The organism is Bacteroides helcogenes P 36-108, assembly GCF_000186225.1.
In the GTDB taxonomy this organism is placed as follows: domain Bacteria; phylum Bacteroidota; class Bacteroidia; order Bacteroidales; family Bacteroidaceae; genus Bacteroides; species Bacteroides helcogenes.
This window is the reverse complement of sequence record NC_014933.1, coordinates 2,056,869-2,080,820: the sequence shown is the minus strand read 5'-3', so window position 1 is coordinate 2,080,820 and position 23,952 is coordinate 2,056,869. Positions and strand designations below refer to the sequence as shown.

Sequence of the window (23,952 nt, the reverse complement as noted above, 5' to 3'; positions counted from 1 at the left end):
GAACCGGTGAACAGAAACCGGATTCCGGCGTTTTCTCTTTAAATTATGAACAAACTAATAATCTTGTAACAATGAAAAAGTATTTTGCATCCTCCGAACTGATTATCAATGAAGACGGTTCTGTCTTCCATCTCCACGTAAAGCCCGAATGGCTGGCCGATAAAGTCATCTTAGTAGGCGATCCCGGACGAGTGGCAATGGTAGCCTCTCATTTCGAAAATAAAGAATGTGAAGTGGAAAGCCGCGAATTCAAAACAATAACGGGTACTTATCAAGGGAAACGCATTACCGTTATTTCCACAGGTATCGGTTGCGACAATATTGATATTGTAATGAACGAATTGGACGCCCTTGCCAACATCGACTTCCAAACCCGGGAAGAAAAACCTCAGTTGCGCCAGTTGGAACTGGTGCGTATCGGCACTTGCGGTGGTCTGCAACCTTATACTCCAGTGGGAACTTTTGTTTGCTCTGCCAAATCCATCGGTTTCGACGGCTTGCTGAACTTCTATGCCGGACGTAATTCTGTTTGCGACTTACCTTTCGAACGCGCTTTCCTCAACCACATGGGTTGGGCGGGAAATATGTGCGCACCGGCTCCTTACGTGATTGATGCAGATACCGAATTGATAGACCGCATTGCCCAAGATGATATGGTACGTGGTGTAACCATTGCTGCCGGAGGCTTCTTCGGCCCGCAAGGACGTGAACTTCGCATTCCACTGGCCGACCCTAACCAAAATGAAAAAATCGAAAAGTTTGAATATAACGGTTACCGGATCACCAACTTCGAGATGGAAAGCTCTGCCCTGGCCGGTTTAAGTAGCTTGATGGGACACAAAGCAACAACAGTGTGCATGGTCATTGCCAACCGCCTGATTAAAGAAGCCAATACCGGATATAAAAATACGATTGACACTCTAATCCGGAAAGTACTTGACCGCATCTAAGAAGGTTTACGAAAAGAAAACACTATCTTTGCTCTCAAAACAAGATGAAAAGATGAACCAAGATACCATTTGCGCCATAGCTACTGGACAAGGAGGAGCCATAGGATGTATCCGTGTTTCCGGACCAGAAGCCATTGGCATTACTTCCCGTATCTTTATTCCTGCAATGGCCGGGAAAAGACTGGAAAAAAGCAAGCCCTATACTCTTACCTTCGGGTGTGTCTATAATGATACAGAGATTGTTGACGAAGTGCTTGTAAGTCTGTTTCGTGCCCCACACTCTTACACTGGAGAAAACAGTACGGAAATAACTTGTCATGGTTCCAATTACATCCTGCAAAAAATACTGCAACTACTCATCAAGAATGGTTGTCGCATGGCAAAGCCGGGTGAATACACACAACGTGCATTCCTCAATGGAAAAATGGATTTAAGCCAGGCAGAAGCCGTTGCCGATCTCATCGCATCTTCATCTGCCGCCACCCATCGCCTTGCCATGAGTCAGATGCGTGGCGGCTTCAGCAAAGAGCTGACTTCACTGCGTGATCAATTACTACGTTTCACCTCCCTCATTGAGCTGGAACTGGATTTCAGCGATCACGAAGAACTTGAATTTGCTGACCGTGCCGAACTGTGCCGGTTAGCAGATGATATAGAAAGAGTAATTTCACAATTAGTACATTCCTTCAGTGTGGGGAATGCCATAAAGAATGGCGTACCTGTTGCCATTATCGGTGAAACAAATGCAGGCAAATCTACTTTACTGAACGTTTTGCTGAACGAAGAAAAAGCCATCGTCAGTGATATTCACGGAACGACCCGTGACGTAATAGAAGATACCGTCAACATAGATGGCATCACTTTCCGCTTTATAGATACAGCTGGTATCAGAGAGACAAATGATACTATTGAAAGTTTGGGTATTGAGCGTACTTTCCAGAAGTTAGACCAAGCTGAAATCGTGCTTTGGATGATAGATGCTACAGATGCATCCTCTCAAATCGTACAGTTATCAGAACAGATACTCCCTCGTTGCGAAGGAAAGCAACTGATTCTTGTACTCAATAAAGCCGATTTAGTACAAGACACTTCAAGTATCGCCACAACAGACTTCCCGAAAAATGTAAAGTCCATCTTCATCTCTGCCAAGAGAAGAACAAATATCGATGAGCTGCAACAGATATTAATAGCAGCCGCCAATCTGCCTACAGTCACTCAAAACGATATCATTGTCACCAATATCCGCCACTACGAGGCTTTAACCCATGCATTAGAAGCTATCCAACGTGTTCAGCAGGGTTTGGCAAATAATCTTTCCGGTGATTTTGTATCACAGGATATTCGGGAGTGTATTTTTCATCTGAGTGATATTGCGGGAGAGGTTACGAATGATATGGTATTACAGAATATATTTCAACATTTCTGCATCGGTAAATGATAGCTTGTAAACAGCCATAAGCAACCATAACCATTTAGAATAAAGTCGCTGAAATCCAGCGACTTTATTCTAAACACTTTCCAGTCCGTATTTGGAGGTAACGGTTTTTATCCATATTTTTCTATCAGATTTCTACCACGACGGAAATTCACGGTTAGCCCGAATGTCACAGTGACGCATTAGTTGACGTGTGTTGACAGTGGTTTACATGTGTTGACAAAATCCGGGAGAAATAAGGTGAAATTAGCCCCAATGTAAACAAGGAAAATATGGAAGTAAGAAAGATTTGTCAATGGTGTGGGAAACCATTTATAGCTCAAAAGACAACGACCTGTTATTGTAGTCATCAGTGTTCCAATCTTGGCTACAAAGAACGTATTCGAGAGCGTAAGCGACAGTTGAAACGGTCACAAGAATTACTGCAACCTCGACAAGCTGCCGAGGGGCAGGATTTCTTCTCTTTTGCCCAAGCAGCAAAGTTGATGGGAGTAACTCGGCAATACATTTATAAATTGATAAAGGAATCCAAGCTTCGTGCTTCAAGAATCAGCGGCAAGAAGTCTCTTATCCGTCGTGCGGATATTGAATTGATGATGAAAACCAAACCTTATGAACGTATCGTGCCCAAAGAAGATTTCGACATCTCCGAATATTATACTGCCGAAGAGATTACAGACAAATACAAAGTCAACGCCAAATGGGTATGGACTTACACCCGACAACACAAAGTGCCAAAGGTGAGAATCCGCCAGTTCAATTATTATAGCAAGAAACATATAGATGCCGCCTTTGCCAAATACGAGGTGGATTCCGACCTGACCGAATGGTACACACCCGAAGAAATTCAAGAGAAGTACGGAATGACACGTGTCGCCATCCGTTCGCAGGTCTATCGGAATAACATTCCATCCAAGAAGGAGCATGGGCAGATATTCTACTCCAAACTCCACTTCGACCTCTCAAAGAGTTCCGAACAGGAGAGCAAGGCGGAATACTACACTGTCAAGGAGGCGATGGAGAAGTTCAAACTCTCTCGTGACTCGGTTTACGGTATTCTGCAATTCCATCAAATCAACCGTGAGAAGAACGGACGTTTCGTCAGGTTCCTGAAAATAGAGTTTGACCGGGTGATGGGTGTCCGTATGTAGCCAATTATAGGCTTCCGTAAATTATTTCCAAATTAATCTCCGCTGAAGGTTGTCTGCATGGTTACATTACAGAGATTTGCCAGCGAATTAATAACAACCATAAAAATATAACGTTATGAATGACTGTAAAACAGTAACATTAAGGACACGTCCTTTGAAGAACAGGATGCTGTCGTTCTATCTGGATTATTATCCGGGCCATCGAGACAAGGAAACGATGAAAGTAATCCGTCATGAATCGCTTGGTATTTACGTCTATGCCAATCCGAGAAACAAGCGTGAGCAGAACTTCAACGAGGTAATGAGCGAGAAGGCCGAAGCCATCCGTTGCCGAAGGTTCGAGTCGGTTGTCAATGAACGGTATGATTTCTTCAATAAGTACAAACTCAAAGCGGATTTCTTAAAGTATTACCGCAAGCAGCTCCATAAACATGACCAGAAATGGGAGTTTGTCTATCTCCATTTCAGCAACTTCGTACATGGCAAATGTACCTTTAAGGAGATTGACATCGACCTCTGCAACAAGTTTCGGGAATATCTGCTTACGGCTAAGAAACTGAGACGTAACGGCCCTATTACACGAAACTCCGCATCGGGATATTGGTCTACTTTCAGAGGATTCTTGAAAATACTCTATCGTACTGGGATGATAAAGACCAATGTCAATGACTTCTTGGAAAAGATAGAGACTGAAGACACTATGAAAGAAGCCTTATCCGTTGAAGAACTGTACAAGTTGGCTGAAACGCCGTGCAAGAAGCCCATCCTGAAAATCGCATCGCTATTTTCGTGCATGACCAGTTTGCGTATCAGCGATATTCTAGCTCTATGCTGGGAAGACATCGTAGACTATTCTGCCGGAGGGAAATGCGTACATATCATTACGCAAAAGAATAAGGCAGAAGATATCATCCCTATCAGCGAGGAAGCCTTGGAGCTAATAGGTTATAGTTCCGAGAAGAAAGGTCTGGTATTCAATGGACTGATGCGCAGCTGGACACAAATACCGATGAAAGAGTGGATTCGTTCTGCCGGAATTACCAAAAACATTACATTCCACTCGTACCAGAGAACATTCGCCACACTGCAAGCTGCGACAGGAACGGATATCCGCACCATACAGAGTATCATGGCGCACAAGAGTATCACCACGACTCAAAGGTATATCAAAGTCGTGGATGCGAACAAACGAGAAGCCAGCAAGAAAATCACTCTGACACGGAAAGGCTGACAGGAGTTTGGTTCCCGGTTTTAGCGGTCAGAATATGATTTCAGGTAAAAAATCATATTCTGACCGTGATATTTAGCATGATACGTGGTAACTATCAATCTCTTTATTGCAACTATCTGGAATATCGATTATATCTTTAGCGCGAAACGATTCCAAATACTTGCAGACCATGACGAATAAAAAACAAATTCAGACTAAAAAGATAAGTTTTATCCTCGCGCTGTCCGTTATCATTTATGCGGCCATAGATACTTATCTTTTCCTTTGCCATGACATCAATATCATGCGCATAACGACTCCTGTCATCCTTGGACTGGTAATAGCTATCATATTGTGCGGACTCCTGCACAAGTTTTTCTATAAATGGCTGACAAAAAATCCCATCAACTTCTCTTATGGCGAGCAATATTCCCATGTTATAGAATCAGAGACCACCATAGAATCGATAGATGCTACTGAAACACTGCTCATCGAGCAACCTATGGATTTACCTGAACAGGAGTGTCCTCCGTCCCCACAATCGGATCAAGACACAGCGGATTCTGATTGTCTCGAAGATTCTCATTTGAATAAGTATGATTCCATATTGATGGAACTCAAAAAGAAAGAAATTGAAAGGCAAGCGGAAATCATGGATGCGGTTCGGGAATATGTAACCATCAAGACCGCCCCTTATCTCTCCAAAGAGGATATTGCCATCCTCATTTCCAATATAGAGTATATGGCTTACGATCAACCTGAGTCATATAAACCGATTCGTTCCAATATAGACAATCCGCTAAGGTCGCCGGGACTTCGCCATCTGGCATGGAATATAGGTGAACGCTTGGGAGTATCATTGGCAAAAAGAGCTGTTTTTATCAAGGATTCATTTCCATACGAGCTTGAAAAGGCGACTCTTGAATATCTCAGACTAAATTTACGGGATAATGTTCCAAGCCAGATTCCTATTGATGTACCCGATAAAGGCGATTATCGTTTCCATTTAGATACAGATAATGATGACTCACAATAAGACGAAATAATTAATCCGGTCTGTATTGTTCTGCAAGGTTTCATTGAGTTGGTTCTCAGCATGTTAAACGATTAAAAGAGTCATAATATGGAAAAAGACCAACTGACATTCAACGATCTGCCGACAGTGGTAGGCGAATTGTGCAATCGGATTGCAAGTATGGAAAATCTACTGACTGAAAAACTATCCAAGCAGCATGAAGCCAAAGAGAACACGCACGTCCCTATGGACCGTACAAGAGGCTTGCTCCTATCTCAAAATGCCGTTGTCGACCTTTTATTACAAAGTTAAAAAGGATGATATTCCGGTTATAAAACAAGGAAAGCATCTCTACATCTATCGTGACGAACTGGATAGATGGCTGGAATCTTCCCGGAAGAATCCGGCTCCGCAAAACTTCGAGGACGAGAATGAGTCCATGCTCGCCTCCCATCGCCGTAAACCGAACCCTAAAAACTGGTAGCGATAAAAAAAACGGACACTATTATTCTTTCTCCGGAAGACTTGGCCGCTTACATGGCGGAGTCTACAATTAGCATAACAAGTACATACGAACACTCCCCGGTGGTTCTGATGGTGAACGATACTGTTATCGGAACATTGGGAAACTTCAGTGCTTCCATCGGGAAAGCCAAAAGCAAGAAAACTTTCAACGTCTCAGCCATTGTCGCATCGGCATTGAATAACAGCACCGTTCTTCATTACCGCTCTACATTTCCCGAAAATAAGAGGAAGATTCTATACATAGACACAGAGCAGGGGCGGTATCATTGCCAGCAGGTATTGAAGCGCATCTTACGTTTGGATGAAGACGGCAACATCAATAACGACCACAACATTCATCTTCGTGCGCAGCGTGCTACCGAGCGAGCAGCAAAGAAGCGAGGTTGGACTACTGCTGTGCAAATCCGATACACCAATATCCATCAGGTGAATCGTGATTGCATGGATGCGCCGAAATCAATGCCTGAATGGTCTTGGGAAGAGTATAAAAATGCCCTTATACGAAAAGGCTACTCTGTGCATGAAAGAAAAGATGCAAAAAATGTTCTTCGCGGTTATGCTCTCGTACAGGGAAACACAAAATACAAGGCTTCCGAATTGGGAGTTGCCCGAAACCTGATGATTTCAAAATTTCCTAAAACATGGGACAAGCTGCATCATAAGCCACAAGTTACCGCTGTTAGCAATCAGCCTAAGGAAACTCAAACTGAGCAAATTCCTAAACTATCGGTATCAGGCAATTATACCCAATGCAATACTTACCATCCGGGAACGGTTTCCTATACGTTCAATCATGAAAGTCAGGAACACCATTTCTATATTCCTGAAAAAGTGCTTGAATGTTTCAACGATGAGTTTGACTACAGAGATACAGAGAACAGTAAGGAACTTACCGATATGGCTGTAGCTATTTTTGTCGGACTGTTTGAAACACCAAATGTTGCCACTGGAAGCGGTGGTGGAGGTTCTCAAAGCGATTTACCTTGGAGAGATAAGGACGAAGACGATTTGCAATGGGCACGAATATGCGCTCGTGTGCCGGTCGCCGGTTCGGAAAGAAACCAAAATCAGGATTAAAACGATAATCAAATGAAAAAGAAATTCGACTTTTCCACAGAAATGGCTGAAGCGGAATCCGTAAAAGCCAATTCTAAGAATGAATATTTAGAGGAAGAAAAACGCCTACTCGATATCAATGCACAAGAACTTGTCAAGCTGAATGATAACGTGTTCAAGTTGAAAACGGAAGTTGAAAATCTGTCCGGCTCTACACGAGAGTGTAAACCTATCATTTCTAAAGAAATGCAGAAGTTGGCAGTAGAATTTGGCGCAAGGCTTCTATGTGATTTTCTCAGTCAGATTGAGAGCAAATGCAAGGAAGCCGAGCGAAGAATGAAGAAATCCGGCAATGCCATCAATATTCCGGTTACCGCATTTTACATCACTATTATAATACTGGTAGCCCTATCTTCTTTTTTCGTCAGCATGATAGTGGCAAACACCGAAATAATACATTCAAGCCTGATTTGGAAAGCTGTTGCCGTCTGTGGACTTATTGCAATTTCGGGGACTGTCATGGCCATAGTTGTACCGAAGATTTTGGATAAATGGACGTAATTGAAAGTTAGCGAATCTTTAGAAAGCAATTATCATTGGCGTTTGCTTGGTCATATCAGAGATTATTTGTAATTTTGTAACCACCGTAACTGTTACGGTGGTTACTATAAATAACAGAGAATTTACTATGAAGTTTTATGATCGTACATCTGAATTGCAGGAGCTGCATCGCATTCAGAAGCTCTCATTTGACAGTCATTCACGCATGACAGTAATTACAGGTCGGCGTCGCATTGGCAAGACATCGCTTGCAGTGGAAGCCACAAAAGGTGAATACCCTACTGTGTATCTGTTTGTAAGCCGCAAGAATGAGGCTGCTCTGTGTGCGGAGTTCTCGCAACTGATTGTCTCTGTTTTAGGCTGTTATATACCGGCGGAGATAAAGAGTTTCCGCTCACTTTTCCAGATAATTATGGAATTGGCAAAGACACAAAAGTTCAATCTCATAATCGACGAGTTTCAAGAGTTCGAGAAAATAAATCCCTCGGTTTTCAGCGATGTGCAGAATATTTGGGATCAATACCGCAAAGAGACTCATGTAAATCTGATTCTGATGGGTTCGGTGTTTTCGATGATGCACCGTATTTTTGAAGGAGCAAAAGAACCGCTATTCGGTAGGGCTGACAACATAATCCGTCTTACCGGATTTGGTACTGATACCCTTAAAGAAATAATGAACGACTACCGTCCCGACTATGATAACGATGAACTGCTTGCACTATATTCAATTACCGGCGGTGTCCCGAAATATATTGAACTACTGTGTGAGAATACCGACTTGTCCATCACCGGAATGCTTGATTACATCGTGCGCGATAACTCTCCATTCACAGATGAAGGCAAGAATATCCTGATTGAAGAGTTTGGCAAGGACTATGGCATCTATTTCTCAATACTAAGTTGTATTGCCTCTGGCATAAACAATCAGTCAGATATTGAAGCTGCATTGGGAGAAATAAGTATCGGCGGACAACTCCGACGACTGATTGATGATTATTCTCTTATCACTCGTCAGCGACCGATAATGTCGAAAGAGCGCACACAAGCCATCCGCTACGAAATCAACGACAATTTCCTGAAATTCTGGTTCAGGTACTACGACAAGAACCAATCCATCGTCGAGATACGGAATTTCGTACTTCTTCGGCAGATACTCGAATCAGATTATCCCACATTCTCAGGACTGATGCTCGAACGGTATTTCCGTTTGAAGATGATAGAGAGCCATCAATATTCAGCCATCGGCTCGTGGTGGGAACGCAAGAAAGGTAAAGAAGCCAACGAGATAGACATTGTAGGCATACGAGCCGAAGGAAAAAAGGCATTGGTAGCCGAGGTTAAGCGTCAACGACGCAATTACGACCATAACCTCTTCACCGGAAAGGTCGAGCATCTCAAAAACGCCATTCTCTCAAAATACGACATCGAGACTTGCCTTTGGACTATGGAGGATATGTAACTCTATTGCGACCCCAATTCCTTACACTTTCAGATTTCTGGCGGGGTAGTAAATTATTGATTTCAGTAGCCGTAGTTCCGTATTCTGGCTACTCAAAATATGGAGTGTCTCTCAATCAAGTCAAGTTTAACGAACTACTATGGAAAGAGAAAAGCAAAAGAATAATTGACTTATAGTATTACGATGAAATTGAAAAAAGACAGGCCTCAAATATGGTCTATAGATAAATTATTAAGGAAGAATCTAATCATTCCAGATTACCAACGCCCATACAAATGGACAGACAAGAACATAACCGACCTTATTCTCGATATTCAAAAAAGCATTGAAGAAAGTCGGAAGTATGCAAATTTTAAGTATCGCATAGGTACAGTAATTCTGCATAGAAACGAAAGCGATGAGTATGAAATAGTCGATGGACAGCAACGCATACTATCTTTGCTATTATTGAAAACATACCTGACACCAGGCTTTCAGTGCAATTTATCAAATACCAAATTTTCGAATAAGATTACACAAACGAATCTACACGACAACTATATAACAATACACGAATGGTTTTCTTCTGTTGACAATGAACAGAAAAAAAATTCCAATCGAGCATTAAAAGACACACTGGAAGTTGTTGTTATCATAGTGAACAAGATTGACGAGGCTTTTCAGTTGTTTGATTCACAAAACACTCGTGGTCGTGCCTTATACCCACACGACCTGCTTAAAGCATATCATCTTAGGGAAATTCACGATAAATATGAGATGCAGAATGCTGTTGTGAAATGGGAGTCTAAAAATCCTAAAGCTATCCGAGAACTATTTGACCTTTATCTGTTCCCACTGTGGAACTGGACAAAACGTCGGAAATGTGGCAATTTTACAACAGCAGATATAGACATTTATAAAGGAATTGAAGAAAAAACGGGTTATACATACGCCCGTAGAGCGAACAAAGCAATGCCCTACTTTTTACTGACGGAACCCTTCATCTCTGGAGGCGACTTTTTTGAAATGGTTGACCATTATATGCTGATGTTGCGCAATATCAAGGAAGAAATCATTACTAATCAAAATTTCCAAGATCTAAAACTTATTCTTGCAGATGGAAGTGATGTTCAGACTATTGAAGCACTTGATAAGGCTTGCAAATCATCATCTACTGGCTTTAACTACGCTCGCAATCTATTCTTCTGTACTTTACTCTGTTACTACGATCGGTTTCATAATTTTGATGTCATGGCTATAAAGAAACTATTAACCTGGGCTATGATGATAAGAGTAGATATGCAACATTTAGGTTTTGACACCATCAATCGCTATGCTATAGGCTTAGGTGACAATGACAAATACAGTAATGCTATGCCTGTAATATCTATGATAACCTATGCTCGTAAGCACACCGAAATTTCCGGTATGCGACTTAATATGACTACAGACTTCAAAGATGCCAATGAAGAACGACAAAATTTGTATAATCAACTTCGCCAATTAAATGGATATGGATATTGATATGGTAAAAGAATTAAGGATTTTGGATGAAACAACAATTTTCGATACAAATGTTCGATACGTTATTCCCCGCTACCAACGCGCTTATGCTTGGGAGGACAAAGAAATAGAGCAGTTAATTGACGATATTTACGACATTAACCAATCCGAAAATTACTACATAGGTTCGCTTGTTGTTTCCAAAATAAAGGATAAGTCGGAAACATATGAAGTTGTAGATGGCCAACAACGCCTCACAACACTGTACCTGCTATTACAATACTTGTTTTCTGAACAGGTATTAGATGGTGAAGTTGGGCAAACGCTCTCTTTTGATTGCCGAGCCAATTCCAACTATACGCTTTCTAACATTCAAAAAGTATTGAATGGCGATGTTTACTCCGATGATGAAGAAAGAGTTGAACAGTCGATTCTTAATGGCATAAAAGTAATACGACAAAAATTCAACAATAATCAGATTATAGACAAACGCAAATTTGTCTCTCGCTTGAAGCAGGTAATTCTCTATCAAATTGAGGTGCCGGAAAACACTGACTTGAACCGATATTTCGAGATTATGAATACTCGTGGCGAACAACTAGAACAACACGATATTCTTAAAGCCCAACTTATGAGGCATCTCAATGATAGAAATGAACAAGAATTCTTTTCGAGAGTATGGAATGCTTGTAGTGATATGACCGGTTATGTTCAAATGCACTTCGCACCACAAGAGAGGCTAAACATCTTTGGAAGTGAATGGAACTATTACCCTGCCGATAATTGGAATGAATATAATGATTCTTTTTACATTACTGAAGACTCTGAAAACGATGTAACTATAAACGAAATCATCAAACACGAATTTCAGGTGAATGATGTGGACGGCACTGACGATAACGACAAGCATATTCGCTTTGACAGCATTATAGATTTCCCATACTTTTTACTTCACTCGCTGCGAGTTTTTGTTGAGCGATATAATGTATCATTGAAAAAAAACTTTGGAGAGTTGCTTGATGACAAGAAACTCATTGCCGACTTTGGAAAAGTGATAAAGCACGGGACAATGGATAATAAAGCAATAATGGACAACAAAGAAGAATTTTCTCAAATGTTCATTATCCACCTATTACAATCCCGCTTTATTTTTGACCAGTTTATTATAAAACGAGAGTACACAGGTGAAGACAAAGATGGGGTTTGGAGTCTTAAAGAACTGCATACATCCGGACAAAGTTCTAAAAAGAAAGCATACTATATAAACACGAAATTGAACTACGATAAGGAATGGGAAAAGACCTATGCTCCTCGCAACAAGGAATGCCTGATGATTCAATCTGCTCTTCGTGTGTCATATACATCGCCAAAGGTTATGCACTGGATAACAGACCTTCTCTTGTGGTTGTTTAAAAATGACGAAACTCCGGAACTAATAACCGAAGCAGAAAAGGTAGCGGTGCAAGCAACCAAAGAAAATTTCTTGGATAAGGGTGATTATAAACTTGGCATCAAGACACCTCATATAGTGTTTAATTTCTTAGACTACTTACTCTGGAAAGATGATAAGAAGAAGTATGCAGATTTTGAGTTCGAATTCCGTAATTCTGTAGAGCATTGGTATCCACAACATCCGTCTGATGGTACTTTTGATCCTTGGGACGATAAAGATACATTCGGAAACCTATGTATCATTTCCAGAAGCGTAAATTCAAAATTCTCCAACCTTTCCCCAGAATCTAAAATGAAATCATATGGCAGGATGGTTAAAAAAGGAAGTTTGAAACTTCGCATGATGGGCGATATTATACAAAATTATTCAAATGACGATTGGGTTAAAACTAAATGCCAAGAACATGAGTCTCAAATGATTGAACTTTTGGAAACAGCATGTATATGTTAGATTAAGTATATTCAAATCACGACATCAAAACTTACCTTTAGACTATGGAGGATATGTAACTCTATTGCAATCCCAACTCCTTACACTTTCGGATTTCCTTATCAAAATCCGAAAGGTATTCTTTGTCTTGGATTAAGCGAAACTTATCGTATTCAGTATATGCTTTTTCCTTAGCTTGTTCTGCGGAAATAGTTCTGGCATCATCCTATTTATCGTAATCATATAAAGTCAAAAAATCATCCAAAAATTTCTTCCAATCCTCCATTGTAGAAAGAAGTTGCTTTTGAGCACGCAATTCTGCCATGTCTATAAAAGCAGAAGATAGACGATTTAAACCAGACGCCTCACTATCAGATAAATAATTCTTGGCAGCAATCGCATCTGACCTTTGGATTCTACCATTAGGTGCATTTTTCCATGTTGTAAGCCCCATATGTGGTAGTTTTGCATCAGCTCTCAAATAAACAATTTCAGCCTCGGTCTGATGGGTAACAGCCCAATGCATGGTATCTCGTACCGATTTAAAAAATTGTTGGGTTGTCACTGATTTTGGATCATAATCGATGCTGCATTCTTCATAAATATCCGTGATTTTCTGATAATACATACGCTCCGAAGCACATATTTCTCGTATACGTTCTAACAAATCATCGAAATAATCCTTACCAAAATGTTTTCCTTGCTTGAAACGCTCATCATCCAGCACAAAGCCTTTAACTATCAGATCCTTTAATACTGATGTAGCCCAAATCCTGAATTGAGTGGCTTGATAACTGTTCACTCGATAGCCTACGGCAATAACAGCATCCAAATTGTAGAACAATGGTGTACGCTCAACATCCCTATCTCCCTCTAATTGAACTATCCCAATTTTTCGGATAGTTGCCTCTTTGGTAAGTTCACCGGATTCATAGATTTGACCGAGATGATAGTTTATGGTTCTCACATCCACCCCGAACAAATCAGCCATTCGCTTCTGCGACATCCAAAATGTTTCATTATTGAAAATCACTTCAATACGGACTTCTCCTTGCTTTGTTTTATAGAGTAAAATATTGGAAGATACATTACTATATATCAGTTCTGATATAGGTGTCTCTTGCCTGAAATACTCCCTTGCCATCTGTACTTGTGGTTTTTTCCCATCTGCATTTTCGGCAATTATAAAACAAGCCATTCGTGATAGGTAAATATTTTCCACCTTACGAAAAGCTCCTGAACCCAATTTGACCATTTCAACCATCAGGTTAAAATGCTCTGCTGCATTAAGCCCTTTAGTATTAGCTATCGCAATGGCTTTATCTATAATCCGAGAGAATTTTTGATATGTACTATAACCCAATGCGATACACAAATCCCGAGAACTCCAGAATTCAATGCCATTTTCACTTAGCCTTTTTATCTGCTCAAAATCAGAAGTGATTGGTAATATATTGTTTTCATCCATCGGCACATTATTTAGAATTATACACTGCTAATCCTTTTACAGTCAGCAAATATTTCTGACGTGGATGACGAGGTTTATCAGGATAAAGCATTGTGACAAAGCCCTCTTTTATGGCAGGATTCAGATAATTTGCCATAAAATTTTCGCGGTCTTTCAATTGCATAGCTGCAAGCATATCCTTGATTGACAGTTGTTGTTCCGCCAATACCTTAATCAACATATTTATCTCCATCAAACTTGTCGGATGCTTGTCGGATGCTTGTCGGGTACTTATCGGGGTATGTTCATCTGCCATTTCTGACGGCAAATTCACTACCATATACCTATTCTTCAATTCATTGCGCTCGTCCATCATCAAGTTTCTGAAAAAAAGATTCAAGAAACGCATATCGGGTTCTATCCCTTTACGAACATTGCGATAATTGGCACGAACCAATGCATTACGAAAGTACCAGGAGTGTTCTGCAAACAAGTCATTGTTTACGTCAAAACCTATACTTCTCAAATACTTAATAGCGAACACCGCAGTTGTCCGGGTATTGCCCTCTCCGAAAGGGTGTATCTGCCAAAGGTTTGAAACAAATTTTGCAATATGCTCTACCACTTCGTCCAAAGACAAACCCTTATACGAGAAATTTTTCTCCTGCTCCAAATCATACTCTATTGCCCGATGCAAATCCTCCGCACTGACATACAATACAGTATCCCCACGAAGCACCCATTCCTTTTTGGTAATATTGTAATCCCGGATTCGTCCGGCAAACTTAAACACCCCATCAAATATTCTTCGATGAATAGCCGTCAAGCCAGCCACAGTAAAAGCAAATGAACGCTCATTCAACAACTTGGCGATATTGGCAGAGACCTTGTCAGCTTCTTCCGTGTCGCTATCCTTTTCGGTACGAACATCTTTTGAATCGTAATAACTCTTGATAAGCTGCTGCACTTCATCAATCGTTATATCCCCTTCTATATGCTTACGAGCTGTCTCTATAAGATATTCCGAGGGCTTCAAACCATCTACCGCTTGAAGTCCTATTGCAGTTTGCCACGCATAGCCTTTCTCACGCTTTTGCGGCTCACCCTGCTGAATGTATTCATCGAAATTTATCATAAATTATTCTTCTTGTGCGTAATGGAATTTTATCAACATAATCATACAGTCGAACTTAATGCATTTTCATCTGAGGTTAGTGCATTCAACCTCATACAAAAGTTACACTATAAATTTTAATTTTTCTATGGCCGTTTTCAAATTCAAATATTCTATTCCAGAGAATAATAATTTAGATGACAATTCAGCTATTTTCATATAAGAAGTCATTGAAATTCTAAAACCAAGTTTTTGTGAACTGAGAAACGTACTAATAGAATCTATCGCAATAGCTGCCATAGAAAAAGAATTTCTAGATAACATTTCCTGCTCAGCCAAAATTAAAGCATAATCAATAGCATTATTAATATGCATATCTCGATTATTCTTTAAATTTAAAATTTCCATCTCCATTGTTTGCCTCTTCATGCGATCAGAAGAGTAAGAATAAGGATCACTGTAAGTATATTGATTGTGAATATCCAATAATTTTATCTCTAATTCTTTCTGAGAAATTTGAGCTTGCGCATTTCTTGCTAACATTAGAGAATCTGAAGAATTTGTATACAACAGGTTACTATCCATTTTTTTGTCCTCCTTCCTCTATAGATACACTATTCTTAAATTCTTCAAGAATACTATTTGCTCTAGTTACAATTCCATCCAAATCTTTTTGTTTGGCTATTGCGGAACTTATATATGTTTTAGAAAAATCCGATAATTGTTTTTCAAAACCTCTAAGTATCTCGTCTCCCTTAGTAGTTAATTTTAATTGTGTCTTTTCAAAGGCATCCTTATATTGTTTTTCTATTTGACTCCCTTCTTTTTTCAACTCTTTAATGTCATCAACTCCTTCTTTTCCTTGTTTGATAAGCTCATCCATTTTAAAAATAGAATAAAAACTGAAGACCAAAAACAATATAGTTAGAACAGCTCCCCACATAGTTATATTACTATATTCATGCTCGATTTTTCCCAAATGCAATTCAAGCATTGCTTTTGTCTGTCCTTCAAGAAGTTCCCGCTCAGTAGATAACCTCAACGAGTCTTTAGCTAATTTTTCATCATATTGTTTATGCAAAATATGACATTCCTTGTAGTGATTACTTATTATAGTTTCAAGATTCTGCCTTTGCGAAATTGATGATTTATGAGGCTTCAGTGCCTCAATTATTAATGAATCTGACAATATCGCATTTTCTATATTATTACTAGCCATAACTATATCTTTATTGTATTTGGCAATGTCACAATATAGACTATCTGCTTTTTCAATATGTTTGGCATAACTTTCTATAATTCTTTGCTGCGATTTAATTGTTACCGCGTGAGTATGACACAAATAACATATAAATGCGACAATAAATATAATCAGTACAAATAAAAATAATATACTATATCTTTGCGGTAAAGCGTTGTTATTATTCTCTTTATTCATATTCTTGATATTTAATTGTTTCGTTTATGACTTACACGAAGTTTGCCGTCATCTTCTCGATATGAGGATATATATCCGATAGTTTTAAGTTTCTCTAAAAGCATTTCATTCATTTGATTATTTTCTATGGTTGCCCTTTTTGTTCTATCTGTGATACCTTGATAGGAATTTCCTAAAGACTCAACCAACTCTGTCACAATATCAAAGTCGTTTTTATATTTCTCAATCAATGTTATCAAAAAAGCAAATCGTTCTTGCGAAGACGTGGAATGAAGCCAAATATTCTTTTCAGTTTCGTAATCAAATTGTGTAATATTGTTTTTCACAACAGGAAGAGTGATAATTGCCAGTTCATTATCCCACACAATATAAGGTAGGAAGTGTTGAACTACCTTTAGGGCTTTTTCACCAACCACTTTCTGATTCCTCATAAAATGTTTGTATAGTCCCATCGTTGTAGGCATTTCATCTATATTCTCCACACATTCATCTAAATACTTATCAACATAATATGGAAGCACATCACTATGACTATCTCTAATTGTAGTTGTATAATATATGCTATATGGAAGCATATCAGCATAAAGCAACGATTTAAGATGAGCATTGTCTATACTACTAATATCTGCATCTTCAAATGTAACCCCATTAAATATTTTAATAAGTTTATCGTACACCGAAATTTCAAAGTTAGATGTCAGCAAGGCACTATTTGCCAATAGTTCTTTCTGAGTTTCTTCTAACTCTGCAGTATCCTCCAATTCATCAATATGTTTTGCAATGAATATTCGTAATATAGAGGCTATTACGTTATTCTGATTCGTATAGAAAGCATATATCTCAGACCATGACGGTGTGACTATATCAATTTCAATAGCAAGTGTCCACAGCGAATTATTAACATCAGAAAGAGATATTTTATTCTGTTGTCCTGTTAGATATTTCCGTTTGATTTCTTCCGTTATATCCTCAGAATTAATAATTTCAATAATAATTTGTTCACACTCCTGCTTTGCTGCATCTGTAATAAATACATCATTCAGCGCAGACTCAAAATGTTCATCTATGTAAGCCGATATTGGCTTGACAGGTTCACAATTTCTCAATATTGTAACATTCAATGGATAGCTATCTAATTTCTCAATCCTCTCATTGCGACAATGAACAAATGCACACACAACATTTGTAGGAGTGAGCCTATACGCCTTGTTTTCTACAACGTATTCAAGCAAACTTCCAGATTCTGCATCTATAACTGTAAAAATCAGTTTTCCTTGTGATATTATTTGTGCAATTACGTCAAATCCTATCAGTTCAACCCTATGTGATATGAAAGCATAGTTCTTTTCCAACCAACTGCGACTCTCTTTTATAGAATGATCTAACTCAATATAGCGTAACCATGCTTCATATAATTCATCTGAATTAATTTTAACAAAGACTTTCCATAGTCCGTTCATTACATTAGCCAAATACTTAAAGAATATGCTTGGATTTTCAACAGAATTATAGTATGCAATCAAGAAGTCCCACTTTTTGCTTTTTGTAAGAGCTTGTACAATTGCATAAAGCTTTTTATTATTTGGCTCCTCGTCAAGATGCTGACAAATGTAATCCACCACCTGAATATTCAGTATACTTACATCATTGTAACATTTATCAGGAATATTCTTGACACACTGCTCTACTTTATCAATCGGATAATCATACGACAAACTATGTCGAAGCTTTAGTTCGAGAATAAAATCATGGTCATGTTTATTGATAGACTTGCCAAAGAAGAAAGATATATAGTCAAAATAGTCCTCATTGATAAACCCTTCCTTCAAAAAAGACTCAAGCATCTTGGAAACATTCAACCCGTTGAATATCTTATGATTTTGCATATCTATATCTTGCAACAACTCTTGTATAGGGGTCGCATAATGACTATTACGTGACAGTTCCAATATATTGATTTGTTCACGAATTTTATTTTCACCCTCTCGTAACGCTTCTAATCGTTCATGATATGTAAAATCTGAATTAACCATTCTCTCTATTTGGTTAAAGTTGACATTACTGCTATTATTTTCTAAACGATGAGTACCATAGTAAGAAGAATAATAGCCATAATATTTATAGTTAATATCGGAGCAAGAAATAAAGGTATTAAACAGTGTTTCATTTTCCGCTATGTCTTCTGGAACAATATAATTATTATCAATACAGAAGGATACAATATTATCAATTCCAGTCTTTAGCAATTGTCTTCGATACCCCTCCATGTACACCAATCGTAACTCCTTTTCTTGCAGAGCATGGGTTGTCTCTAAAGCATGAAGTCTTTTCTTAATCTCATCTATACGTGCATCAATTTGTTTATTACGTTCTGCCAATAATTCCTTTTTCTTATGCAGACATTCGTACACAACACCCACACCTTTATGCAGATCTGCAAAATCTTTTGGGTGATAATTTTTATATACTATCATTGCAAGAAGCTTGTCTTGATCGAGCTTCTCGTCAAGTTTTTCTCTATATTGGGCATACTCATTGACGATATTCTTAAGCAATCTCATATCATCGATGAAAAAAGCCAAGCTATCTATCACATCGTCACGAATATCTATAAATCCTTTTATCTCTAATTCCTCTTTTAGTTTGTCTGCCGAGTTTGATGAGTTGATTATAGGAATAACAGTTGTTATATAATCAAAGAACTTTGTGCGCTCTTCATCTAAGAACATATCATCTCTAACTGCATATATAAACACAATCTTACGCCCCACTGATTCGGATTGATTCAAGAGTTGATTCACCTCTCTTAGTTTTAGAAATATATCCGTATTGTTGAATCGATCTAAATCCTCTATAATCACAACATTATACTTAGTCACCTGAAAAAAGTATACGATTTCATCCATATGTTTGTTAAAAATAGATGTATCATCTTTATACTCCTTCAATTCTATCTCCCCATTTTTCAGATTTAATTTATTGAGTTTGCTATTGCTCAATGATTTGATGGTATGTTTGACAAACATAATTGTTGCCATAACTATATACGCAATAGCAATACCATCTGCCCATTTGTTCAATATCGGATTATCAAGACTTTGACAAATCCAATCTATTTTCAGAAATGACGGCTCGAATACAATAATCAAAGCAATAATATATAACATTATTGCTATTGATAAAGCATATTGAAATCCGCTTGACTTATGGTAAATCCTTTTTAGTCGTGAATTATACAGTGTCTCTTGTTTCTCCTTGTAAATCAGTTGCTGTAAAATACTGTATTCGATGCGATTGTTCATTGTATCTACGTCTATCGCATCCTTATCATTGTCCAAAGGAGATTTTAGTGTGGCAAGTGATATGGAAAGATACTTATATTGAGGAAAATCTTGTTTTAGAGAACGAAGTATAGAACTCTTACCTGAACCATAAGGACCGGTAAGTGCCATATTCAATACATCTTTCTCTTGTAATTTTTGTGCAAGATTAAGAACACTTCGATACTGCTTTTCATCGTTTTTGTTATTACGATTAAGCTTAGCAGGAGTCAATGACACCTGCTTATCATCTTTTAACGTATTATCCGCACAAACTTTCTTCCAAAATTTCCATTCCATACTCTTGCTATTCTTAATCAGTCAGACGTATTTTTCCTGTAAGTAGTTGCTGCATCATACCTTGCTTGATGCACTCGCACTTGGTGCGCTTGACCTCCCATTTGGCTATTTCCTTATCCATATCGGAAAGGATTTCTGCAATGGCAGCTTGCTCAGATAAAGAAACTGGAATATTTATTACCGTATTATTGAAATTGTCATTGTATAATCTAGCAATAGTGGTATTCTCTGTATTCCATTCAACAATGTGATACACATGATATAGAACAGCATTGAGAATTGTTTCCTCATCATGAGCAAGCCAGACTATATTCGAGTCCTGAAAATAAGCTGGTTCACCATCATAAACTACAGTGCGTCCTATGGTACCAGCCGCAGAAATAAGTATACTTCCCTTGACTGGGAATCTATACATCTGCTTAAATTTTTCATATTTAGTTGAAGATATGTATGCGTCTGCTTGCTGACCAAATGTTCCTATTTTAAAAAAAGGCACATCACCACTTTCGCTTGTTTCTTCTTGAAAAATTCTTTTACACATAGATAAATTACCAATTTCTCCCAAGCGCTTTTCCACCCACGGTTCGGAAAAACCAGTAAGACGTTTTTGACCGGTGAGTAGTTGCTGCATTGCACCCTGCTTGATGAGTTTTTTCTTTTCGATTTTCTTATTCAAGGCAGAGATTAATGCATCTATATCGCTTAATGCTGTGGCGATGCGTTGCTGTTCATAGGTATCAATAGGCAAAGGAAACTTGAAATGTACAATGTCTTTTTGATATAAATGTACTATTGTTGAACCAGCAGTTAACCTATTGATAAATTCACGAAAATAATCTGATACAAAAGCCAATGAAAAACCTTTTTGTTTTTTATCGTTTTTTGCCCTAATTACAAATACACCACTATTGAGTGTCGCAGGAAAAGGCTGGTTTCTCACTATACCTACCTTTCCAATAGTTCCGTCCTTTGAAATCAGAATATCGTTCTCTTGCACTTGGATTTTAACATCCTGCTCATAACGAAATTTACTCACAAAATAGCAAGTTTTCCAATCGATACTACCGTCAATAATATCAGTACTCGTAATTAAAGCATATTCTCCTGTTTCAAGATATTCGGAAGTGGTCAATCCTTGCCAACCAATACGAGCTTTTACTATACAATCCTTTCCGACAGAGAATACCTCCCAATCCTCAGGAATCAGCCCTATTTCCGTCTGTTTGAATTTTGTTTCAATCATAGCGAGAATCCCATTTTAGCAAGATGACTGTTTACTTTGGCTTCCAAATCGGCTACTTCGGCATCAATAGCAGAGAGGGTCTGCTCGTAACGCTCTACGATGGCAGTGATGTCGGCAGTGAGACGCTGCGTAACCTGCTGCATCTCGCTTTGAATCATGGTTATGATGGTAGCTATCCATTTCTTTTCTACTACAAGGTCTATTACCTCGGCTTCGGTAAAAGTTGCATACTTGTCTGCCACGGCTTCGGTAAGTGCGGTTTTCTTCTCTTTGAGTCGTTTATCAATAGCTTTGCGCACTTTATCCTTAGCCTTATAATCTTTGGTTTTCTTTGCCTCGTCGGTAAGAGCCTTGATTTCATCTTCATCATCTTCGGCTGCTTCTTCTATGACAGCATCAATCATGGATTGCAGTTCGGCTGCTACCTCGTCACGCTCGGCGGTAATTGCAGCTATCTCATCAAGTTCATCTGCAAAATATTCTTTTAGCACTATATCAACAGGCAAGAGGTCGCACACCATATCCTCGTAGGTGGCAGTTTTCTTTGTGCCACGCAGTAAGGTAGGCTTCCAGCCGTCGCGTGAAATGATGTAACAATCGTCCTGAAGCGTATCTAGCCAATAAATGAGCAGCTGCTGGTAAGCATCGTAGGCATCGACAAGACTTTTATCCTCTTTCATGATGTCGAGTAGCGATTGTGCCCACTCTTCTATCAATGCCTTTGGTTTGATATTCGTGGTAAGTCCACGGAACAAGGGACGCATATTGTCGCACCACGCCTTGATGGAGCGAGAAAAATGATTCTTTTGCTCGATGAAACTATGGTCGGCAGCAATGACATTGGCAATCGTTGCCTTATCTGTGCGCAGCGTGATACGTTCCGCTGTTTCATCGAACAGCGCACTGCGAAGCGATGGGCATACAGTCCAATAAGCGGAAAGCTGCTCCACATCGTGCTTGGGTATGCCGCCATGCAAGTGTGCATCGATGTCCTGACATATTTCAGTATCGGCAGGCTGGATGTACCGTGGAATATTCAGGTTGTAATCGTTTGCCTCAATGGAGTTCTCACCGCTGATAGGCACAAACTTGGCATAATTCGGCACATCATGACGAGCATTCCATGTGTCCACAATGCGCTTGATATCCTGCTCGCGCAAGCGGTTTTTGTTGCCGTCTTTCACAAATCCGTCTTTGGCATCGACAAAGAAAATGCCTTTGCGGTTGGCAGCACCTTGCTTGTTAATCAAGATAATAGAAGCCGGTATGCCTGTGCCGAAAAAGATGTTGGCAGGTAGTCCTACTATACCCTCAATCCAACCTTGACGGATAATATGCTTACGTATTTCGTATTCTGCATTGCCACGAAACAGCACGCCATGAGGCAAGATACAAGCTCCACGCCCCGTACCGGGTTTCATTGAAGCAATAAGGTGCAACAGAAAAGCATAGTCGCCACACTTGTCGGGTGGGCATAATTCGGCAGTCCAGCGATGGTAAACAGCATCGTCCTTACCGGCAGCACCCAGCCACGACTTGGTAGAAAATGGCGGATTGGCCACGCACACATCGAACGTTTTCAGCTGACCGCCCTCGGTAAATTCAGGACTGTTGATGGTGTCGCCCTGTTCGATAGTAGCCGTATCTACGCCATGCAGCAACATATTGAGAATAGCCAGTGAAGCCGTGGAGTTGTCTTTCTCCTGACCGTAAGGTGTTGCTCCGTTGGGCGTTTCGCCAATAGCACGTAACAGCAGCGAACCGGAGCCGCAAGTGGGGTCGTAAATGGTTGTGGATGGAGAAGTAAACTCCGTAAGATGAAGCATCTTAGCCATAACACGACTCACTTCGGCAGGAGTATAGAACTGACCTTTGCTCTTGCCGCTTTCGGCTGCAAAGTTTTTCATGAGATACTCATAGGCATCGCCAAGGATATCGTCGTCGGCAGTGCGGTTTTTACTAAAATCAAGGTCTTCGCTCTCGAAAGCTGCAATCAGATTGCTCAGTGTTTCGCGCATCTCTTTGGGCTTACCGAGTTTTGATGGGTCGTTGAAATTGGGCAAAGCAAGGCGATTGAGAAACATGGCATTAGCCTCTTTGATAGCTTCCAACTTCTTGTTGATCTGTTCGCCTATATGGTCATCGCCCTTCAGCAGTACAAAATCAGAAAACCGACAGCCATCGGGGATAGTGAAAATAGAATCTTCATCGCTTTCCTTGTCCGATAGATATTTTATAAAAAGTATCATCAGCACATAGTCCTTATACTGGCTGGCATCCATCGAACCGCGAAGCGCATCGCAGCTGTTCCAGAGTGTGCTGTATATCTGAGATTTTTTAATTGCCATATTGATGTGTGTCTAA

16 protein-coding genes and 2 pseudogenes are annotated in these 23,952 nt (G+C 39.4%); 11 read left to right on the top strand and 7 right to left on the bottom strand.

What is annotated here, in order from left to right; all coding sequences use genetic code 11:
* Nucleotides 1-71: 71 nt before the first annotated feature.
* The 11 genes and pseudogenes from BACHE_RS08250 to BACHE_RS08200 all read left to right on the top strand — a co-directional run bounded on the left by BACHE_RS08250 (nt 72) and on the right by BACHE_RS08200 (nt 12,747).
* Nucleotides 72-950 carry a nucleoside phosphorylase gene (locus tag BACHE_RS08250; RefSeq protein ID WP_013547245.1) on the top strand — a complete coding sequence of 293 codons (879 nt, stop codon included), beginning with the start codon at nt 72-74 and terminating at the stop codon, nt 948-950.
* A gap of 52 nt (nt 951-1,002) precedes the next feature.
* Complete coding sequence (gene mnmE / locus BACHE_RS08245) at nt 1,003-2,388, top strand: tRNA uridine-5-carboxymethylaminomethyl(34) synthesis GTPase MnmE (RefSeq protein ID WP_013547244.1); 1,386 nt, start codon at nt 1,003-1,005, stop codon at nt 2,386-2,388.
* Nucleotides 2,389-2,657: 269 nt separating this feature from the next.
* On the top strand, nt 2,658-3,536 hold the full coding sequence (locus BACHE_RS08240) for a helix-turn-helix domain-containing protein (protein WP_013547243.1): 879 nt from the start codon (nt 2,658-2,660) through the stop codon (nt 3,534-3,536).
* A 115-nt stretch (nt 3,537-3,651) separates the two neighbouring features.
* Nucleotides 3,652-4,767 (top strand): tyrosine-type recombinase/integrase, encoded by a 1,116-nt coding sequence (locus tag BACHE_RS08235; RefSeq protein WP_013547242.1) that lies wholly within the window; start codon nt 3,652-3,654, stop codon nt 4,765-4,767.
* Nucleotides 4,768-4,936: 169 nt separating this feature from the next.
* A complete protein-coding gene (locus tag BACHE_RS08230) occupies nt 4,937-5,782 on the top strand; it encodes a hypothetical protein (protein ID WP_013547241.1) in 846 nt (281 codons plus the stop codon).
* 87 nt (nt 5,783-5,869) lie between these two features.
* Nucleotides 5,870-6,245 (top strand): annotated as a pseudogene (locus BACHE_RS08225) (helix-turn-helix domain-containing protein).
* Nucleotides 6,246-6,247: 2 nt separating this feature from the next.
* Nucleotides 6,248-7,363: a hypothetical protein gene (locus BACHE_RS08220; RefSeq protein ID WP_245530938.1), complete on the top strand. Its 1,116-nt coding sequence runs from the start codon at nt 6,248-6,250 to the stop codon at nt 7,361-7,363.
* Nucleotides 7,364-7,375: 12 nt separating this feature from the next.
* Nucleotides 7,376-7,903: a hypothetical protein gene (locus tag BACHE_RS08215; RefSeq protein WP_013547240.1), complete on the top strand. Its 528-nt coding sequence runs from the start codon at nt 7,376-7,378 to the stop codon at nt 7,901-7,903.
* Between the two features lie 127 nt (nt 7,904-8,030).
* Nucleotides 8,031-9,362, top strand: coding sequence for an ATP-binding protein (locus BACHE_RS08210; RefSeq protein ID WP_013547239.1), 1,332 nt, complete (start codon nt 8,031-8,033; stop codon nt 9,360-9,362).
* A gap of 183 nt (nt 9,363-9,545) precedes the next feature.
* Nucleotides 9,546-10,865 carry a DUF262 domain-containing protein gene (locus tag BACHE_RS08205; protein ID WP_013547238.1) on the top strand — a complete coding sequence of 440 codons (1,320 nt, stop codon included), beginning with the start codon at nt 9,546-9,548 and terminating at the stop codon, nt 10,863-10,865.
* A complete protein-coding gene (locus tag BACHE_RS08200; RefSeq protein WP_013547237.1) occupies nt 10,855-12,747 on the top strand; it encodes a DUF262 domain-containing protein in 1,893 nt (630 codons plus the stop codon). The genes BACHE_RS08205 and BACHE_RS08200 overlap by 11 nt, the downstream gene beginning before the upstream one ends.
* Before the next feature lie 61 nt (nt 12,748-12,808).
* Here BACHE_RS08200 and BACHE_RS08195 read toward each other — a convergent pair.
* The 7 genes and pseudogenes from BACHE_RS08195 to BACHE_RS08165 all read right to left on the bottom strand — a co-directional run bounded on the left by BACHE_RS08195 (nt 12,809) and on the right by BACHE_RS08165 (nt 23,936).
* Nucleotides 12,809-14,194, bottom strand: a pseudogene (locus BACHE_RS08195) (virulence RhuM family protein).
* Between the two features lie 7 nt (nt 14,195-14,201).
* A complete protein-coding gene (locus BACHE_RS08190; RefSeq protein WP_013547236.1) occupies nt 14,202-15,308 on the bottom strand; it encodes a Fic family protein in 1,107 nt (368 codons plus the stop codon).
* A 102-nt stretch (nt 15,309-15,410) separates the two neighbouring features.
* Nucleotides 15,411-15,872, bottom strand: coding sequence for a hypothetical protein (locus BACHE_RS08185; RefSeq protein ID WP_013547235.1), 462 nt, complete (start codon nt 15,870-15,872; stop codon nt 15,411-15,413).
* Nucleotides 15,865-16,725, bottom strand: coding sequence for a hypothetical protein (locus BACHE_RS08180; RefSeq protein ID WP_013547234.1), 861 nt, complete (start codon nt 16,723-16,725; stop codon nt 15,865-15,867). Before BACHE_RS08180 ends, BACHE_RS08185 begins: the two co-directional genes overlap by 8 nt.
* Before the next feature lie 11 nt (nt 16,726-16,736).
* Entirely contained in the window at nt 16,737-20,345 is a 3,609-nt protein-coding gene (locus BACHE_RS08175; RefSeq protein WP_013547233.1) for a YobI family P-loop NTPase, read from the bottom strand.
* A 13-nt stretch (nt 20,346-20,358) separates the two neighbouring features.
* Nucleotides 20,359-21,588, bottom strand: a complete 1,230-nt coding sequence (locus BACHE_RS16955; protein WP_013547232.1) for a restriction endonuclease subunit S — start codon at nt 21,586-21,588, stop codon at nt 20,359-20,361.
* The gene (locus BACHE_RS08165; protein ID WP_013547231.1) at nt 21,585-23,936 is read right to left on the bottom strand and encodes a type I restriction-modification system subunit M; all 2,352 of its coding nucleotides are present in this window, start codon (nt 23,934-23,936) and stop codon (nt 21,585-21,587) included. The genes BACHE_RS16955 and BACHE_RS08165 overlap by 4 nt, the downstream gene beginning before the upstream one ends.
* Nucleotides 23,937-23,952: the final 16 nt, after the last annotated feature.

Excerpts from the sequence above, each read along its gene's own strand:
- BACHE_RS08250 (WP_013547245.1), top strand. The coding sequence starts at position 72 with ATGAAAAAGTATTTTGCATCCTCCGAACTGATTATCAATGAAGACGGT.
- mnmE (WP_013547244.1), top strand. The coding sequence starts at position 1,003 with ATGAACCAAGATACCATTTGCGCCATAGCTACTGGACAAGGAGGAGCC.
- BACHE_RS08240 (WP_013547243.1), top strand. The coding sequence starts at position 2,658 with ATGGAAGTAAGAAAGATTTGTCAATGGTGTGGGAAACCATTTATAGCT.
- BACHE_RS08235 (WP_013547242.1), top strand. The coding sequence starts at position 3,652 with ATGAATGACTGTAAAACAGTAACATTAAGGACACGTCCTTTGAAGAAC.
- BACHE_RS08230 (WP_013547241.1), top strand. The coding sequence starts at position 4,937 with ATGACGAATAAAAAACAAATTCAGACTAAAAAGATAAGTTTTATCCTC.
- BACHE_RS08215 (WP_013547240.1), top strand. The coding sequence starts at position 7,376 with ATGAAAAAGAAATTCGACTTTTCCACAGAAATGGCTGAAGCGGAATCC.
- BACHE_RS08210 (WP_013547239.1), top strand. The coding sequence starts at position 8,031 with ATGAAGTTTTATGATCGTACATCTGAATTGCAGGAGCTGCATCGCATT.
- BACHE_RS08205 (WP_013547238.1), top strand. The coding sequence starts at position 9,546 with ATGAAATTGAAAAAAGACAGGCCTCAAATATGGTCTATAGATAAATTA.
- BACHE_RS08200 (WP_013547237.1), top strand. The coding sequence starts at position 10,855 with ATGGATATTGATATGGTAAAAGAATTAAGGATTTTGGATGAAACAACA.
- BACHE_RS08190 (WP_013547236.1), bottom strand. The coding sequence starts at position 15,308 with ATGATAAATTTCGATGAATACATTCAGCAGGGTGAGCCGCAAAAGCGT.
- BACHE_RS08185 (WP_013547235.1), bottom strand. The coding sequence starts at position 15,872 with ATGGATAGTAACCTGTTGTATACAAATTCTTCAGATTCTCTAATGTTA.
- BACHE_RS08180 (WP_013547234.1), bottom strand. The coding sequence starts at position 16,725 with ATGAATAAAGAGAATAATAACAACGCTTTACCGCAAAGATATAGTATA.
- BACHE_RS08175 (WP_013547233.1), bottom strand. The coding sequence starts at position 20,345 with ATGGAATGGAAATTTTGGAAGAAAGTTTGTGCGGATAATACGTTAAAA.
- BACHE_RS16955 (WP_013547232.1), bottom strand. The coding sequence starts at position 21,588 with ATGATTGAAACAAAATTCAAACAGACGGAAATAGGGCTGATTCCTGAG.
- BACHE_RS08165 (WP_013547231.1), bottom strand. The coding sequence starts at position 23,936 with ATGGCAATTAAAAAATCTCAGATATACAGCACACTCTGGAACAGCTGC.